Source organism: Wenjunlia tyrosinilytica (assembly GCF_014646055.1).
Classification (GTDB): Bacteria; Actinomycetota; Actinomycetes; order Streptomycetales; family Streptomycetaceae; genus Wenjunlia; species Wenjunlia tyrosinilytica.
The window spans coordinates 219,797-234,163 of record NZ_BMMS01000010.1 but is presented as its reverse complement, the minus strand read 5'-3'; the positions used below and the strand labels follow the sequence as shown (position 1 = coordinate 234,163).

Genomic DNA, 14,367 nt, shown 5'->3' with positions numbered 1-14,367 from the left:
GACCCTGACCGGCTCCAATCTCACAGAGGCCACCGCGGTGGCGTTCGGCGGGACGCCCGTCGCGTTCACCGTCGTCTCCGACAACCACATCACCGCCACGGCCCCAGCCGGAGCCGGCGGGGCGGCCAATGTCACCGTCACCACCCCTGGCGGCACCAGCCCGGCTGCGGTCTACACCCGGGTCGGTCCACCCGTCGTCTGACCGGGCCGCGCACGCCGGACGCGGGCGCCCCGACGGCGCCCGCTCACCTGGGCGGGACCACGTCCCCGTCGGGGTCCGCCCAGCGGCGCGCTCCAGCCGGGGGCAGGTCGAGGTCCGCGGTCATATCGCTCAGCGCCGAGTCGCAGGGACTCAGGACCAGTGGTACTGGCCGCCTCCGATCCACCGCACCTTGGAGGGGTCGTCCAGGTCGATGTGCTCCAGTCCCTCGCTGTGGGCGAAGAAGATCAGGTCCACGAGACTGTGCGCCTTGGCCACCACTTCCCGGTCCGTCCCGCCCCTGATCTCGACGACACGGAAGGGACGGTCGTCGGGCATGACGGGCCCGACCACCATGAGCGGCCGGCGGACGCTGGAGCTCTCGGTCATGGAATCCAGGGTGCGGCCCGGCTCCCCGGCGCGCATCTCAGGACGGGGCCCCACCTGCGCGGGGCGCGCAAAGGCCCGTCCGGTGCGACGGGGGATGCACACCGGACGGGCCCGACTCCTTTGTACCTCATCCGGGGCCCATTTGGGCAGCGCTCGGACAGACTTAACTCATCAACCGATGGGATGTGGCCATAGGACGACACTCTCCGGCCAAATCGCTCCGCTGCCGTGACACATCCCACGATGCGCGGACCGCGTCGACCACGCCCGAGCGCACCGGGCGGCCGGCGGAACGCGGAGGGGCAGGGCGGTGTTGCCGGTGGCGCGGGGACCCCCCGTCAGTCCCCGCGCCACCGCCCCCTTGGGTGACCCGCACCCCCGTGGCGGGCCACCCCGTCCTTGGACCACCTCGACCGCTAGGTGGCGCTGTACTCCTGCACGGCCACCAGCACCGAGTCCACCAGCGGCAGGTGGTACATCTCGGCGACCCGCACCAGGTGCGCGTGCTCCTCCTCGAGGCCCGTGCCCGTGGTCATCACCACGCTCTGGGCGCCGTCGGCGGGCACATAGCCCAACTCCTTGTTGCGCAGGCCGCGCCGCAGCGCCGCGGCCTCGACGAGGGCTGCCGCGTCCCGGTCGTCCAGCGCCTCGGCCCGGCCTCTCTCCCGCGCGATGTCGATGACGGAGGCGTCCACATGGCGGCGGATCTGCCGCTGGACGTCCCGGATCTCCGCCATCTGCCGGTTCGCCTGCCACTCCAGGTCCGCCAGCGGCCACCAGCGGGACCACCGGGGCTGCTCCATGGTGACCTCCGGGGCGTCGGCGGTGACCGTGCGCCACAGGGCCCTCAGATGCCTCAGCCTGCGCCAGGCGGCCGCACGGGGCGCCATGGCGGGCAGGGCGAAGCCGCCGACGACCAGGAGGGCGGCGATGGAGGCGCTGATGGGTGCGATGCCGTTGGAGACCCAGTACATGTCCCGGCCGGCCCAGGTGCCGGCGAACCCCGCGAGCTTGCACACGCAGTACAGCAGCGCCAGCCAGCACCCCGCGCAGACCGCTCGCAGCCCCCGGGCCATCCACGATCCGCCCAGCGTCTGCGCGTAACGGCCGCACATGGAGCCGAGGATCGCCGTACCCGCCCCGAAGATCATCAGGTACAGCACCAGGAAGGTCACGACTCCGGGGCTGGAGGCGTATGCGGTGCTCAGGTCGCGGGGGTGCTCCACGTCGTCCGGGCGGCCGAGCACGAAGCACACGACGGCGACGGTCCATGTGGCGGCGATCAGCCCGAGGAGGAGGCGGGAGCGGGCCCTCACCCTGGCCTGGGCCTCGTGGCTCTCACGCCCGGTCCACCGCAGGAACAGCAGCAGGAGCGCCCCGGCGGCGAACACCACGACCGCGGAGTAGATGACCACCATGCCCAGGTTCGACACTCCGACCAGCTCGTCGAACCTGATGTAGACACTCGGCGCCGAGAACAGGAAGACGGTGGCCACACCGACCGTCATCAGGCACACCAGGCCGAGGTCGGCGTTGCGCCGGCCCCTGAGCCAGGCGCGCGCCTTGTAGGCGGCGATCACCCAGGCGACGGCCGCGAAGGCGAGGTAGAGGACGTCAAACACCGCCGCCTCCCGTCCCGTCGGCCCCGGTCCGGTGGATGTGCAGCAGCGCCGGGCCCAGCGAGGCGGCGAGTTCGGCGGCCTTGCCCTCCAGCGGCACGACCGGTTCGGACAGCGAGGAGACGAGATGCTCCATCAGGAGCGTGCCCAGGACCTCGGTCTCGCGCTCGGCGGCGTCGTCGTAGGCGTGGTGCCGGGCGAAGCCCATGGTCAGCCCCATCCGCTGCATGGCGGTGGCCGCGTCGACCGACGGCGTCCAGACCTTGACCGCCTCCTCGGTGACGGTCGGCTCCTGCTCGTGGCCGAGCAGGAGGTGGCCGAGTTCGTGGAGCACGATGTGGGCCTGGTGCCAGGGCGAGGTCCGGGACTCGTAGAACACGAAGGTGTCGGTGTCCGTGGTGGCCGTCATCCCGGAGACCGTGCCGCCCAGGCTCATCGGCACCAGGTGGATCGGGCGGCCGGTCCGCCCGGCGGTGACATTGCGTACGCCGTCGAGGTCCGTGGAGGGCGGGAGCCGGAGTTCCCTGATGAGTTCCTTGCACTGTCGGCGGATCCGCCCCACCCGCATCTCAGCACCGTCCCCTTCGCCCGCCGGTCTCCAGTAATGGAAGAGCTGCCTTGCCTCAGCTTTGTCCATGGGCCGCCCCACCGTTGGGCTCGGGAGGCTGCGGGGGGTCGGGCGGAAGGTTCATCTGCCGCCGGAACTGGGAGATGATCGTGCCCAGGCTCTCCTGGACCTCGGGCGGCAGGCCGACGCAGCGCAGCGCGATCGTCCGCACCCGGTGGTCCCGCATCGCCACGAGGAACTGGACCTCGTCCTCCACCCGTTCCGCCTGCGGCGCCGAGAGGTCGCCCAGGAGGTAGCCGGCGGGCACTCCGAAGAACTTCGCCAGCGCCCGGAGGATCTCGGGGCTGGGGTTGGCCCTTTTGCCGTTGCGCAGCATCGACAGGTACTGCTCGGTGAGGCCGCCGCCGCCGTACTCCGCGCTGTTGCTGATCTGCTCCGCGACATGGGCGTTGGTGTAGGAGCCGCCGGGCGGGTGGATGTTCAGGAACAGGTAGTTGAGCCGCTGCGCCAGCGGCGCGCCCGGTCCCTGTGACGGCCGCCCCTTCCCGACCATGATCCGCACCGTCCTCCGACATCCGCCGTGGCACGACCGATGGGTCCGCCGGTCCGTGTCGCCGACGGAACGAGCCGAGCCGGTGCGGGCCGAGCCTTCACCGTTGGTTAAGGCTCGTTGCACCGCGTGGCGCATCTTGCCATGCGGGCGTCGCCGAGCACCAGGGTGCGGTGGGAGGCGCGGTGTGAACGAGACTTAACCGTGAGTTGATGGCCGGGTGACTCCGCGTCAGCCGTCCGAACGCGCGGATCCGAGGCGCTTGCGCACGTGTGGGGGCAGGATTCGCGCGTGCCGCTCCAGTGTGTCGACGAATGCCGTCGTCAACGGGTCGGGACGAGTGCGCGCGTAGGCGGCCATGGGACGCTGAACCGGCGGCTGGGGGCGCAGCAGACGGGCGTTGAAATGGGGAGGGATCAGATTCGCGGGCACGAGCGCGGGTCCGAGGCCGGCCGCCGCGAGCAGGGGTGCCGCCGCGGTCTGCTCGGTGCGGACCGCGATCCGGGGCCGGAAACCCGCTGTGGCGCACGCCTGGTCGAGGACCTCGGCGAGACCGTTCTCCGGGGCGTAGTGGACCCAGTCGCGGTCGGCGAGGGCCGCCAACCGGATACGGGTGGCGGCGGAGGTCTCCGAGGCGCCCGAGGGGGCCGGCGCGGCGCAGGGGTCGTCGGCGGGGAGGACGACGAGGAACTCCTCGACGCCGAGGTGGTGGATCGGGCCCTCCCATTCGGCGGGGGTGGGACCGACGGCGACATCGGCCTGTCCCGCCGTCATCGCGGCCTGGAGGGCGTCGGTGTGCGGGAACTCCAGCAGGCGGATCTGGAGCCCGGGGTGCTGGTGCCGCCAGGCCTTCAGCACGGGCGGGAGCACCCCTAGACTGGCCGAATACACCGTGGCCAGTTGGAGCTCCGCGCTGTCCAGACCGGCCGCCCGCCGGGCCGAGGAGTGGACCCTTTCGGCGTCGGCGAGCGCGGCGCGGGCGTGCGGGAGCACGGCGCGCCCCATGGGGGTGAGCCGGACCGAGCGGGGCAGCCGCTCCAGGAGGGGCCCGCCGAGATCGCGTTCGAGGGCGCGCATCTGGTGCGACAGCGCGGGCTGGGTCACATGGAGGAGCTCGGCGGCGCGGGTGAAGGAACCGAGGTCGACCACCGTCACCAGGTATTCGAGCTGCCGCAGGGTTGCCATGAATTTATCTTATAGGACCGATGAGAAGTATGCCTTGGACTCATCCTGTGAGGCTGCCGCAGAGTCGGGGGTGCCGCCGACCGCATGGAACGGCGGCCCACCCCGGCTTGAGGAGTCCTGGACATGACCGATTCACACGCGCTCGAAGGACGGCGGCTCGTCGTGGTCGGCGCCGGCTCGCACACCGGGCGGCGGCTCGCCCGAGCCGCCTCAGCCGCCGGAGCGGACCTCGTCCTCGCCGGACCCGACCCCCGCAGTCTGGAGTGGACGGCCGGTGAACTGACCGGCCCCTCGACGGTGGTGACCGTGGACCTCACCAATGAGGACTCCATCGCCGCGCTGGCCGAGCGGACCGGCCGCTTCGACCATCTCGTGTCCACGGCCGCGATACCCGCGAACGGGCCGGTGGCCGACCTCGAACTCGAGGCCGTGCAGCGCGCCTTCGCCGCCAAGGTGATCGGACCGCTTCTGCTCGCCAAGCACTTGGCGGGCCAGGTGGAGGAGGGCGGATCGTTCACCTTCTTCTCGGGGGTCGCCGCCTGGCGGCCGGTGCCCGAACGCACCGTGATGGCCACGACGAACGGAGCCCTGGCCTTCCTCGTGCAGGCGCTCGCCGTCGAACTCGCTCCTGTACGGGTCAACGCAGTCTCGCCGGGCATCGTCGACTCCGGGGCGTGGGACAGGCTCGGGGCCGACAAGGAGGCGTTCCTGCGCGGGGTCGCCGAGCGCAACCCCGCCCGGCGGGTGGGCACGGCCGACGACCTCGTGCGGACCGTCCTGTTCGCCGTGGGCAGCCCGTTCGTGACCGGCACCGTGCTGCACGTCGACGGTGGGGGGCGGCTGGTCTGACGGCTCCTCGAACGCGTCCGAGCCCGCCGCCGGCACCGGCTCGGGCAGGGCCCCGGAGTCCGTCACCTCGTCGTCCCGCGGGGACGGACCCGGTCGGAAACCGAGGGGGTGTCACCGTCGAGCCGGACGGCCTGGCTGCGCCGCCACAAGGCGTCGTCCCTGTCCGGGTGGTCGGAGCGCACATGGCAGCCGCGGGACTCGGTGCGCTCCGCGGCGGCGAGGATCAGGGCACGGGCCACCAGGGTCATCGCGGCCGCCTCGAACCGTGCCCGCGGTGATTCGTCGGGCGGCCCGGGCGACGCCTCCACGGTGGACAGCGCGGCGGCGAGTCCCGCACCGTGCCGGCCGATTCCGGCGTGGCGGGTCATCGAGTCACGGATGACCTCGGGCCGCCCGGCCGCCGTCAGCGGCTCCATCGGCCGGACCGGCCCACTCGTGCGCCCGTACCCGATCGCCCGATCCGCCGCGACCGCTGCGGCCGCCCGCTCACCGACCACCAGCCCTTCCAACAGGCTGTTGGAGGCCAGCCGGTTGGCGCCGTGCAGACCGGTGCGGGCGACCTCACCCGCCGCGTAGAGCCCGCGCACCTCGGTACGGCCGTCGGTGTCGGTCAGCACACCGCCGCAGGCGTAGTGGGCAGCGGGCGCCACGGGGATGGGCTCGGACGTCGGGTCGATGCCCGCGGCGCGGCAGGCGGCGTGCACCGTAGGGAAGCGGCGACGGAAGGCGCTCCCCTTCGGATTCAGATGCGTGGCGTCCAGATACACATGGTCGGCACCGGTCTCGTTCATCCGCCGGGTGATCACCGCCGACACCACGTCGCGGGGAGCGAGGTCGGCCAGTGGATGACGGCCCATCAGGCGGGCGCCGGCGCCGTCCACCAGGACCGCGCCCTCGCCGCGCAGCGCCTCGGTGACGAGGGGGCACTGTCCCTGCGCGTCCGGCCCGGTGTACAGGACGGTGGGATGGAACTGGACGAACTCCAGGTCGGCGACGCCGGCTCCGGCCCGCAGGGCGAGCGCGATCCCGTCGCCGGTGGCGACCGCGGGATTGGAGGTGGCCCGGTACAGCCTGCCCAGTCCGCCGGTCGCCAGCACCACCGCGGGGGTGCGGAGCACGCCGAGCCGGTCGGCGGGGTCGAGCACCGCCAGCCCGGCCACCGCACCGCAGTGGGCGAGCAGGACCTCGACCGCGAGGTGCCCGGTCAGCACGGGGACGTCCGCGTCGGTCGCCGCCGCCAGGAGTGTGCGCTCCACCTCCACGCCGGTGGCGTCTCCTCCCGCCCGCAGGACGCGGAACCTGCTGTGCCCTCCTTCACGGGCGAGGGCCGGCCGGCCGTGTTCGTCCAGGTCGAAGCGCGCGCCGCGCCCGCGCAGACGTGTCATCGCCGCCGGCCCGTCGGCCAGGATGGCCTCCACGGAAGGTTCCACGCAGAGCCCGGCGCCTGCCTCCAGCGTGTCGGCGATGTGCCGGGCGACGGAGTCCGGCGGGCGGTGAGGAGCCCTGCTGTCGGCCAGCACGACGGCGACCCCGCCCTGTGCCCACCGGGTGTTCGTGTCGTCGGCATCCGCCTTGGTGACCACCAGCACGCCCAGGCCGCAGTCACGGGCCTGGACCGCTGCGGTCAGGCCCGCCACGCCGGTACCGACCACGACCACGTCGGCGTACGCCTGCCAGGCGGGGTTCACTCGCCGCCGCCGTGGGAGGTCGCGTGCCGACCGGGACGAGAGCGGGTCATGGTGTGCGCCTTCCCTGTGTCGGGTCCTGAGTCGGTCCTGTGTCGGGTCCTGTGTCGGGTCCTGTGTCGGGTCCTGAGTCGGGTCCTGAGTCGGGTCCTGAGTCGGGGGACGGTGGGACGAGCACGGTCGCCGGCGCGCGGCGGCGCGCGGCGCCCGCGGCGTCGGTTCGCGCTCGTGTCGCGGGGGCCCGGCGGTCAACGGGGCCGTTGCGCGGCGGTCATGGGCAACGGTCGGCAGTCCGGCGTCATGGCGTCATCGGTGAAACACGCAGCGTGCCCGGCCGGCCCCGGTGGGCCCACAGTCCACCCGGTTGCGCACTTCACCGATGCCCGACCGAACGGGGCCCTGCAACCTGCCTGCTGTCACTCCGCCTGCTGGGTGGGCTGGGCGTCCCGACACCCGGGGTGGGCACCTCGACACCCGCCGCTCGACGGATTCCCAGCCCCCGCATGCCCCTGTGGGCGGGCGGATCGCCGCTCGCCCCCCGACCGTCGAGGACCCGGACCATGTCTGTGCAGCCCGATCAGTCCGCACCGCCCGGTCACGTCCTCATCATCGGTGCCGGAACGGGCGGGCTGTGCCTGGCGCACGCCCTGCGGCGCTCCGGGATCGACGCGGTCGTCTACGAACGCGACCGGAGCCGCACCCCCGGCCCACGGGGCTCCCGGGTGACGATCGATCCGGGCGGCGGCCGCGCTCTGCGGGCCTGTCTTCCGCCGGACCTCCACGACACCTTCGCGGCCGCCTGCGCCAGACCCCCGGCGAGCCTGACCGTGCTGACCGAGCAGTTGTCCGAGGTGCTCCGGCTGCCGCGGCACGGCGGCGCGGATGCGGCGCACATCGTGAGGCAGGTGGACTGGATGACGCTTCGCCAGGTGCTTCTGACCGGTGTCGAGGACAGCGTGCGGTTCGGGAAGGACTTCACCCGCTACGAGCAGCACCCCGACGGCACCGTGACCGCCTTCTTCGAGGACGGCAGCGCGGAGACCGGCGACGTACTGGTCGCCGCGGACGGCACGTCCTCCGCGGTGCGTCGGCAGTACCTGCCCCATGCCCGGCTCGACGACTCCGGTCTGCTGTGCGTGACCGGGAAGGTCCCGCTGACCGCGGAGAACCGGGGCATCCTGCCTCCTCCTGCGCTCGACGGGGAGTCGCTGATCTTCACCACGAAGGGCTATCTGTGCGCGGTGGAGGCGATGGAGTTCAACTGGGACACCGACGGCGCCATGAAGAAAGGCGTCGACGACGGCGACGCCGCCCTGCTCGCCGCGTGGCCCGGTCTGCGGTACGACGACACCCGCGACTACATCTCCTGGGCCCTCGCCGCGGCCGCGTCCAGATTCCCTGCCGACCTGCTGGCCACCCGCGGCCACGGACTCCTCGAGGTGGTCCTGGACAGGACGAGCCGCTGGCACCCCGGTCTGCGCACGCTCTTCGGCCTGACCGACCCGGCCACCTGCTCCGCCACCGGCGTCCGCACCTCGGCCGCCGTCCCGGCCTGGCCGAGCAGCAATGTCACGCTGCTGGGCGACGCCATCCACACGATGGCGCCCGGCCGCAGCATGGGCACCAACGCGGCGCTTCGCGACGCCGCCCGGCTGTCCCACGCTCTGGCGGCCGCACGCGAGGGACACATGACCGTCGTCGAGGCGGTGCACCGCTATGAGACGCGGATGGCGGCCCATGGCTTCGAGGCCGCCCGCAGATCCCGTTTGCGGATGGGAGGTGGTTCCCTGATCCACAAGCCAGTCGTCGGACCTTCCGCTTTGACCGGCCTGCGCATGGGTATGCGGGTGGTCAACCGGATTCCTTGGGCAAAGCGGATCATCAGTGACTTTCTATGCGACCGCCGGGAGTTCGGATCGGGCGACTGAACCCTGTACCACTCATGGGCAACCAGGCGCACCGCAAAGAGGTCTGATGAGTTTCTGTCGCCAACATGTTCGCTTTGGGTGACCGCCGCTAGTGTGAGGGCATGGCTGCCGCCAAAGCGGATCTCCGCATTCCTCACGCCTTACCGCGCATCGACGTCCCGGGGGGCGATGCCACTGGCACGGGTACGTCATGACGGTCCATCGCATCGAGACCGAAGGCGCCGGCTCCGGAGCCCACCTTCCGGTGCAGCTGGACAGCTTCGTGGGCCGCAAGCGCGAGCTGGGCGAACTCAATGACCTGCTCCGCTGGCACCGTCTGCTGACGCTCGTCGGCACCGCCGGGGTGGGCAAGACCCGGCTCGCCCTGGAACTGGCCGGCCAGTTACGCGGCCGTCCGCCCGACAGTGTGCGGCTGGTGCGCCTGGACTCGGTGACCGACGGCGCTTCGGTGCCGCGCCTGTTCGCGCGCTGCCTGGGGGTGCGTGAAGGGCCCGGGGAGGATGTGGCCAGGGCGGTCGCCGAGGCCGCGCAGGACTGCCGGACGCTTGTCGTCCTCGACAACTGCGAACATGTGCTGGAGGAGTGCTCCGCCCTGGTCGGATGGCTGCTGTCGTCCTGCCCCGCCCTGAGCGTCATCGCCACCAGCCGCGAGGTGCTGCGAGTCCCCGGAGAGATGACATTCCGGGTCGACGGACTGTCCCTGCCCGAGCTGGGGGGCACCCGGTCCCGGGAGGGACTGCTGCGCTCGGACGCGGTACGGCTGTTCGTAGAACGGGCCCGAACCCATGAACGGCACTTCGAGGTCACCGCGGACAACGGCCCCGTCATCGCCACGATCTGCCGCCACCTGGACGGCAATCCGCTGGCCATCGAGCTCGCCTCGAGGCGGATCAGCATGTTCCCGGTGGAGGAGATCCTCGCACGCCTGGACGATCGGTTCGAGCTGCTCAACCTCGGCACCCGGACCTCGGCGGGCCGCCATCGCACCCTCCGGGACGCCATCGGCTGGAGCTACGGGCTGCTGAACGAGGCCGAACAGATCGCGTGCAGGCGGCTGTCGGTGCTCCCGGGTGAATTCGACCTGCACACGGCGGCCGCCGTGTGCTGCGGCACGGATCTCTCGCAGCGCGCGATGCTCGAGGTGGTCGCCGGGCTGGAGGTCAAGTCGCTGGTCGTCCCGACAGCCGGTCAGCGGGGAACCGCCCGCTTCCGGCAGCAGGAGTCCATCCGCATGTACGGCCTGGAGCAGCTGCGCCTGCGCGGCGAGTTGGACCTCGTCCACAACCGCCTCGCGACGCGGCTGGTCCGGCTCGCCCAGCCGGAGCCCGACACCATGGCCTTCCCTGGGCTGCTCAGCCTGGAGGAGGAGGCCGACAACCTCTTCCAGGTGGTCGTATGGGCCACGGCCCGCGGTGATGACGAGCGCGCCTGCCTTCTCGGTGCCGCTCTGGCCCGCTGCTGGCAGGAACAGGGGTATCTGGAGGAGGGCAGCGACCTCCTGGGGGCCATTTTGGCGCGTACCCGCGAGGACTGCCGCGACCGCACGGTGGCCCTCGTGTACGCGGCCTGGCTCGCCCTTGCCCACGGAGACGGCGGGAAGGCGCGTGCACTGGCCGACGCGGCGGTGGCGGCCGAGAGGGGAATGGAGCGCCCGGACCTGCTCCATGAGGCGCTCGGCATCCGCGGGCTGGTCGAGCTGACGCTCGGCGCCCCGGGCGTGGCCCGTTGGCGCTTCCGGGAGTGCGTGGACGTGGCGGTGTCGATCCAGCGTCCAGGGATGGTCGCGTGGTGGCGGCAGCATCTCGCGCTGGCGGCGGCGGAAGCGGGGGACCTGGAGGAGGCCGAGGAACTCCTGAGGGAGGCGCTGCCCAGCACCGAGGACAGTGCCGGTTCCCCCGTACGGGCCCACGGCCTGGCAGTCGCCGGGATGGTCGCTCTGGCCCGTGGCGACACGGCCACGGCCTCGGAGCACTTCCGGGCATCCCTGCGCAGCGTTGCGCCCGCGCCCTACCAGTGCCTGTACTCCCTGGAGGCCCTGGCGGTCCTGTCCGCGCAGGAGGGCCGTGCCGAGCGCGCGCTGCGCCTGGCGTCGTCGGCCGAGGCGCTGCGCCGAAGGCACAGCGTGCCCGCCGCGCCGACGTGGCGGGACAGGGTGGACAAGGCCGTCACCGCGGCGCGTGCGAAGCTGCCCCACAAGGAGAACTCGGCTGCGGCCGCCGCCGGAAGCCGGCTCGGTCTGGAAGCCGCGCGCGCCTACGGGCTCGACGACCACTGGGTGGATCCGGCCGACGGCGCCGTGGACCGGCGCCGGAACGGCGGTTCGGTGCTCAGCGGCCGGGAGCGCAAGATCTCCACCATGGTCGCGGAAGGGCTGACCAACCGCCAGATCGCCGCGCGGCTGGGCATCTCCCCCCGCACCGTGGACGCGCACCTGGAGCACATCCGCAACAAGCTCGACCTGCGCTCGCGCACCCAGATCGCGATCTGGGCCGCGGGCCGCATCGATCACGAGGGTTCTTGACACCGCTGCGGCTGGCCTCCCGGCCCGGCCGGCGCCGACGCGGTCAGGACCCGGACCTTTGCGGCCCGGAGTCCGAACGCGCCGCCCGGTCCCCGGCGGCGTCGATCCCGCCGAGGCACCTAGCACGAACTGGTGGACATTCAGGATTGGCGGGCCCGAGGGACCGGCCGACCATGGCCGCGCCCGCGAAGGCCGCCCCCGAGGCGGCGGGTCATCCTGACGGCCGAGCGGGCGGCACGTACCCGGCCCCGGCGGCGAGCACGTCGAGCAGTGCTCCCGCCTCCCGGTGGACCGTCAGGGTGTCACGGACATGGCTGCCCGCGACGAAGCCCTCGTCGGCCACATGGTCCAGGAAGGCCAGCAGCCCGTCGTAGAAGCCCTCCAGGTTGAGCAGCCCGCACGGACTGGTGTGCAGGTTCTGCTGCCGCCACGTCCACACCTCGAACAGCTCCTCCAGGGTGCCGATCCCGCCGGGCAGTCCCAGAAAGGCGTCGGCGAGTTCGGCCATGAGGGCCTTGCGCTCGTGCACGCCGTCGACGATGTGCAGCCGCGTCAGTCCGCTGTGGGCGACCTCGAAGGCCATCAGGTACCGCGGCATCACCCCGATCACCTCCCCACCGGCGGCCAGCACCGCGTCGGCGAGCCGGCCCATCAGCCCGATGCTCGCACCGCCGTAGACGATGCCCATCCCACGCGCGACGAGCTCTCGCCCCAGCAGCTCGACCGACTCGCCGTAGACGGGCCTGCGGCCGGGAAGCGCTCCGCAGAACACGCAGATCCGCATGGCGGCGGTCCCCCGGGCCGCGACCGCGGAGACCGGGGCCGGGGGGACGGGGGCCGGGGCGGTCGAGGCCGGGGCGGTCGGCGGGCCCGCCTGGTCACCGCGTGGCACCGGCACGGCTCGCGTGCCCAGCTCGGCGTCCGTCACCGCTCCCCCTTCACCGGCATGCAGGCCTCCCGGGTCCTGGTCACGCGCGCCCTCACAAGGCCAGCGGGTACTTGGCCTGCCGTACCGCCTCGATCATCGTGTCGAACCGGCGTACGAACGCCTCGTGGATCTCCCCCACGAGCGTGACGGCCTGCTGTGCCGCGTCGGGGGCGAGGGGCAGGGACTCGAACCGGATGGCGTCCGCCTCGGGGTCCGGCTCCAGCTCGGGCCGTTGGGCGTTGATCTTCAGGGTGAGGTGCGGCAGCCGCAGGCCGGCCTGCCGCTCCACCCGGTGGGCCAGGTCGGCCATCGCCCGCCCCTGGACCGTGTTCAGCGACTTGAGCGCCAGGATCGCCCAGTACCGCAGGACCGGATTCTGGGTCGCGTCGATGTGATGGGTGGCGACGGCGCGCATGTCCCGCCACGGCTCGGTGGCCGCGTCCAGGTAGATGAACTCCAAAGTCCTGCTGACCGGCCAGGCCAGCACGTCGTCGAGTTCGAGCGAGGCCCAGTCGACGAAGAACAGCGACCGCCGGTCGTGCCCCTGCTCCAGGGGTCCCCCGAAGCGCCGTGCCATCCGGTTCAGCGCGCGGGTGACGGCGTCGGTCGCGAAGGGGTACGACACCATGTGCCGGTACAGCGTGACCGAACCCAGGGTGTCCGTGGCGTGGAACAGCAGCGCGGCCCGCAGCCGGATCAGTGACTGCTCGAGGTCATCGGTGACGAAGAACTCCACGCTGCGCGAACCGTGCAGGGACTCGGTGCACTTGTGCAGGGTGTCCAGGACGGGCTGCTGGGACGGGTGCGGGTCGGACGGCCAGAAGTTGAAGCCCGCGCCCTTCGGGGGTTCGACGGCCTCGACCCCGTCGATCGACGCGGCGGCGTGCCGGGCCCGCCGGAAGTCGAACCCGCCCTGTGAGACGGTCTCCTGTGCCAGGGTCAGCATGTCGCTGTTCTGCTCGTCGATCAGCTCGAAGACACGCACGGCCCGCCGGATCGCGGCCTCGCGCTGCCGACGGGTGAGGAGCATCTCCTCGAAGACGTTCTCGTCCACCGCGTGCCCGGTCTCCCGCTCCAGATGGAACTGGCCCCAGTAGACGAGTTCCTTGCCGGTGCGGGCCGTGTAACGGTTCGCGGCCTCGGTGGTGTGCCGGAACAACGCGTTGCCGCAGGCCTCGATCGCCTCCGACACCGCGAAGCGCACCGCGGGGTCCTCGGCCTCGATCACGAGCTTGGCGATGGCGGTCGTGCGCCGCCGCAGCTGCTCGTTCACCTCGCTGGAGAAGAGCCAGTGGAAGACCTCTGAGGGCTTCCAGCCGAGCAGGTCGTCCCAGCCGAGGGTCTTGAAGTCGCGCATGAACAGCCGCGAGTGCGTCATGTCCTCGTCCGCGTGGGCCGAGATGGCCTCCCGCCCCGGGTCCATGCCCCGGGCTTCGCGGTAGGAGATGTGATAGAGGTTCAGCTCGCGGAAGTACATGATGAAGTTCGTGAAGTAGAGGGCGAACCAGAGCCTGTGCTCCGGAAAGACCTCGTCCTCCGCCGCAAGCCAGCGGTGCAGCGGATGGTCCTCGATCCGCTCTCGCCACTCGTCGATGACCGCCATGACCTTCCTCATGCGGTGTCGCCTCCTTCTCGGCGATCGGCGCTTCTGGGGTCCGAACTGGTGGGTCCCGACTCGTGAGTGGGGACTGGAACGCGTGGTTGGGCACCCGGTGGTCCGAACTCGTGGACGGCCGCACTGCCGAGTCCGGACTCGTGCGTCCCGGGGCGGAGTCCGCGTGGTCGCGCCGGGCTCCGCGGCCCGCCCCGCGGCCGGACGCCGCAGCGACCGGTGGACAGGGGTGAGCGTGGACACCAGCCGTCGGCCGCGCCATCGGTAAAAGGCGCAGCGGCCCCGCCCGACGACCGGTGCGTCGACCGGGGCGGGGGGACTGCGCGTTCTACC

At 72.1% G+C, this 14,367-nt stretch carries 12 protein-coding genes; 4 read left to right on the top strand and 8 right to left on the bottom strand.

Going from position 1 to position 14,367, the window contains the following annotated elements; all coding sequences use genetic code 11:
- Positions 1 to 202 (top strand): IPT/TIG domain-containing protein (locus IEY86_RS13865; RefSeq protein WP_189131933.1); only part of this gene is annotated, 202 nt, incomplete at its 5' end.
- 150 nt (positions 203 to 352) lie between these two features.
- Here the strand turns inward: IEY86_RS13865 and IEY86_RS13860 are convergent.
- The 5 genes from IEY86_RS13860 to IEY86_RS13840 form a co-directional block, all read right to left on the bottom strand.
- Positions 353 to 589, bottom strand: coding sequence for a hypothetical protein (locus IEY86_RS13860; RefSeq protein ID WP_189131932.1), 237 nt, complete (start codon positions 587 to 589; stop codon positions 353 to 355).
- 416 nt (positions 590 to 1,005) lie between these two features.
- Entirely contained in the window at positions 1,006 to 2,211 is a 1,206-nt protein-coding gene (locus tag IEY86_RS13855; protein ID WP_189131931.1) for an MAB_1171c family putative transporter, read from the bottom strand.
- Complete coding sequence (locus tag IEY86_RS13850) at positions 2,204 to 2,845, bottom strand: ImmA/IrrE family metallo-endopeptidase (protein ID WP_189131930.1); 642 nt, start codon at positions 2,843 to 2,845, stop codon at positions 2,204 to 2,206. The genes IEY86_RS13855 and IEY86_RS13850 overlap by 8 nt, the downstream gene beginning before the upstream one ends.
- On the bottom strand, positions 2,832 to 3,329 hold the full coding sequence (locus IEY86_RS13845) for a helix-turn-helix domain-containing protein (RefSeq protein ID WP_189131929.1): 498 nt from the start codon (positions 3,327 to 3,329) through the stop codon (positions 2,832 to 2,834). The genes IEY86_RS13850 and IEY86_RS13845 overlap by 14 nt, the downstream gene beginning before the upstream one ends.
- Before the next feature lie 228 nt (positions 3,330 to 3,557).
- Positions 3,558 to 4,511: a LysR family transcriptional regulator gene (locus IEY86_RS13840; protein ID WP_189131928.1), complete on the bottom strand. Its 954-nt coding sequence runs from the start codon at positions 4,509 to 4,511 to the stop codon at positions 3,558 to 3,560.
- A 123-nt stretch (positions 4,512 to 4,634) separates the two neighbouring features.
- On the opposite strand from IEY86_RS13840, the gene IEY86_RS13835 reads away from it, so the two are divergent.
- Positions 4,635 to 5,360 carry an SDR family oxidoreductase gene (locus IEY86_RS13835; protein ID WP_189131927.1) on the top strand — a complete coding sequence of 242 codons (726 nt, stop codon included), beginning with the start codon at positions 4,635 to 4,637 and terminating at the stop codon, positions 5,358 to 5,360.
- A 62-nt stretch (positions 5,361 to 5,422) separates the two neighbouring features.
- Here IEY86_RS13835 and IEY86_RS13830 read toward each other — a convergent pair whose 3' ends face one another.
- Positions 5,423 to 7,048, bottom strand: coding sequence for an L-aspartate oxidase (locus IEY86_RS13830; RefSeq protein WP_189131926.1), 1,626 nt, complete (start codon positions 7,046 to 7,048; stop codon positions 5,423 to 5,425).
- 557 nt (positions 7,049 to 7,605) lie between these two features.
- On the opposite strand from IEY86_RS13830, the gene IEY86_RS13825 reads away from it, so the two are divergent.
- Both IEY86_RS13825 and IEY86_RS13820 read left to right on the top strand, forming a co-directional pair.
- A complete protein-coding gene (locus IEY86_RS13825; RefSeq protein ID WP_189131925.1) occupies positions 7,606 to 8,973 on the top strand; it encodes an FAD-dependent oxidoreductase in 1,368 nt (455 codons plus the stop codon).
- A gap of 190 nt (positions 8,974 to 9,163) precedes the next feature.
- Positions 9,164 to 11,494, top strand: coding sequence for an ATP-binding protein (locus tag IEY86_RS13820; RefSeq protein WP_189131924.1), 2,331 nt, complete (start codon positions 9,164 to 9,166; stop codon positions 11,492 to 11,494).
- A gap of 211 nt (positions 11,495 to 11,705) precedes the next feature.
- Here the strand turns inward: IEY86_RS13820 and IEY86_RS13815 are convergent, their stop codons facing one another.
- Positions 11,706 to 12,422: an LOG family protein gene (locus IEY86_RS13815; RefSeq protein ID WP_229698405.1), complete on the bottom strand. Its 717-nt coding sequence runs from the start codon at positions 12,420 to 12,422 to the stop codon at positions 11,706 to 11,708.
- A gap of 52 nt (positions 12,423 to 12,474) precedes the next feature.
- On the bottom strand, positions 12,475 to 14,037 hold the full coding sequence (locus tag IEY86_RS13810) for a hypothetical protein (protein WP_189131923.1): 1,563 nt from the start codon (positions 14,035 to 14,037) through the stop codon (positions 12,475 to 12,477).
- Positions 14,038 to 14,367 lie beyond the last annotated feature (330 nt).

Excerpts from the sequence above, each read along its gene's own strand:
- IEY86_RS13845 (WP_189131929.1), bottom strand. The coding sequence starts at position 3,329 with ATGGTCGGGAAGGGGCGGCCGTCACAGGGACCGGGCGCGCCGCTGGCG.
- IEY86_RS13810 (WP_189131923.1), bottom strand. The coding sequence starts at position 14,037 with ATGAGGAAGGTCATGGCGGTCATCGACGAGTGGCGAGAGCGGATCGAG.
- IEY86_RS13840 (WP_189131928.1), bottom strand. The coding sequence starts at position 4,511 with ATGGCAACCCTGCGGCAGCTCGAATACCTGGTGACGGTGGTCGACCTC.
- IEY86_RS13820 (WP_189131924.1), top strand. The coding sequence starts at position 9,164 with ATGACGGTCCATCGCATCGAGACCGAAGGCGCCGGCTCCGGAGCCCAC.
- IEY86_RS13860 (WP_189131932.1), bottom strand. The coding sequence starts at position 589 with ATGACCGAGAGCTCCAGCGTCCGCCGGCCGCTCATGGTGGTCGGGCCC.
- IEY86_RS13825 (WP_189131925.1), top strand. The coding sequence starts at position 7,606 with ATGTCTGTGCAGCCCGATCAGTCCGCACCGCCCGGTCACGTCCTCATC.
- IEY86_RS13850 (WP_189131930.1), bottom strand. The coding sequence starts at position 2,845 with ATGGACAAAGCTGAGGCAAGGCAGCTCTTCCATTACTGGAGACCGGCG.
- IEY86_RS13835 (WP_189131927.1), top strand. The coding sequence starts at position 4,635 with ATGACCGATTCACACGCGCTCGAAGGACGGCGGCTCGTCGTGGTCGGC.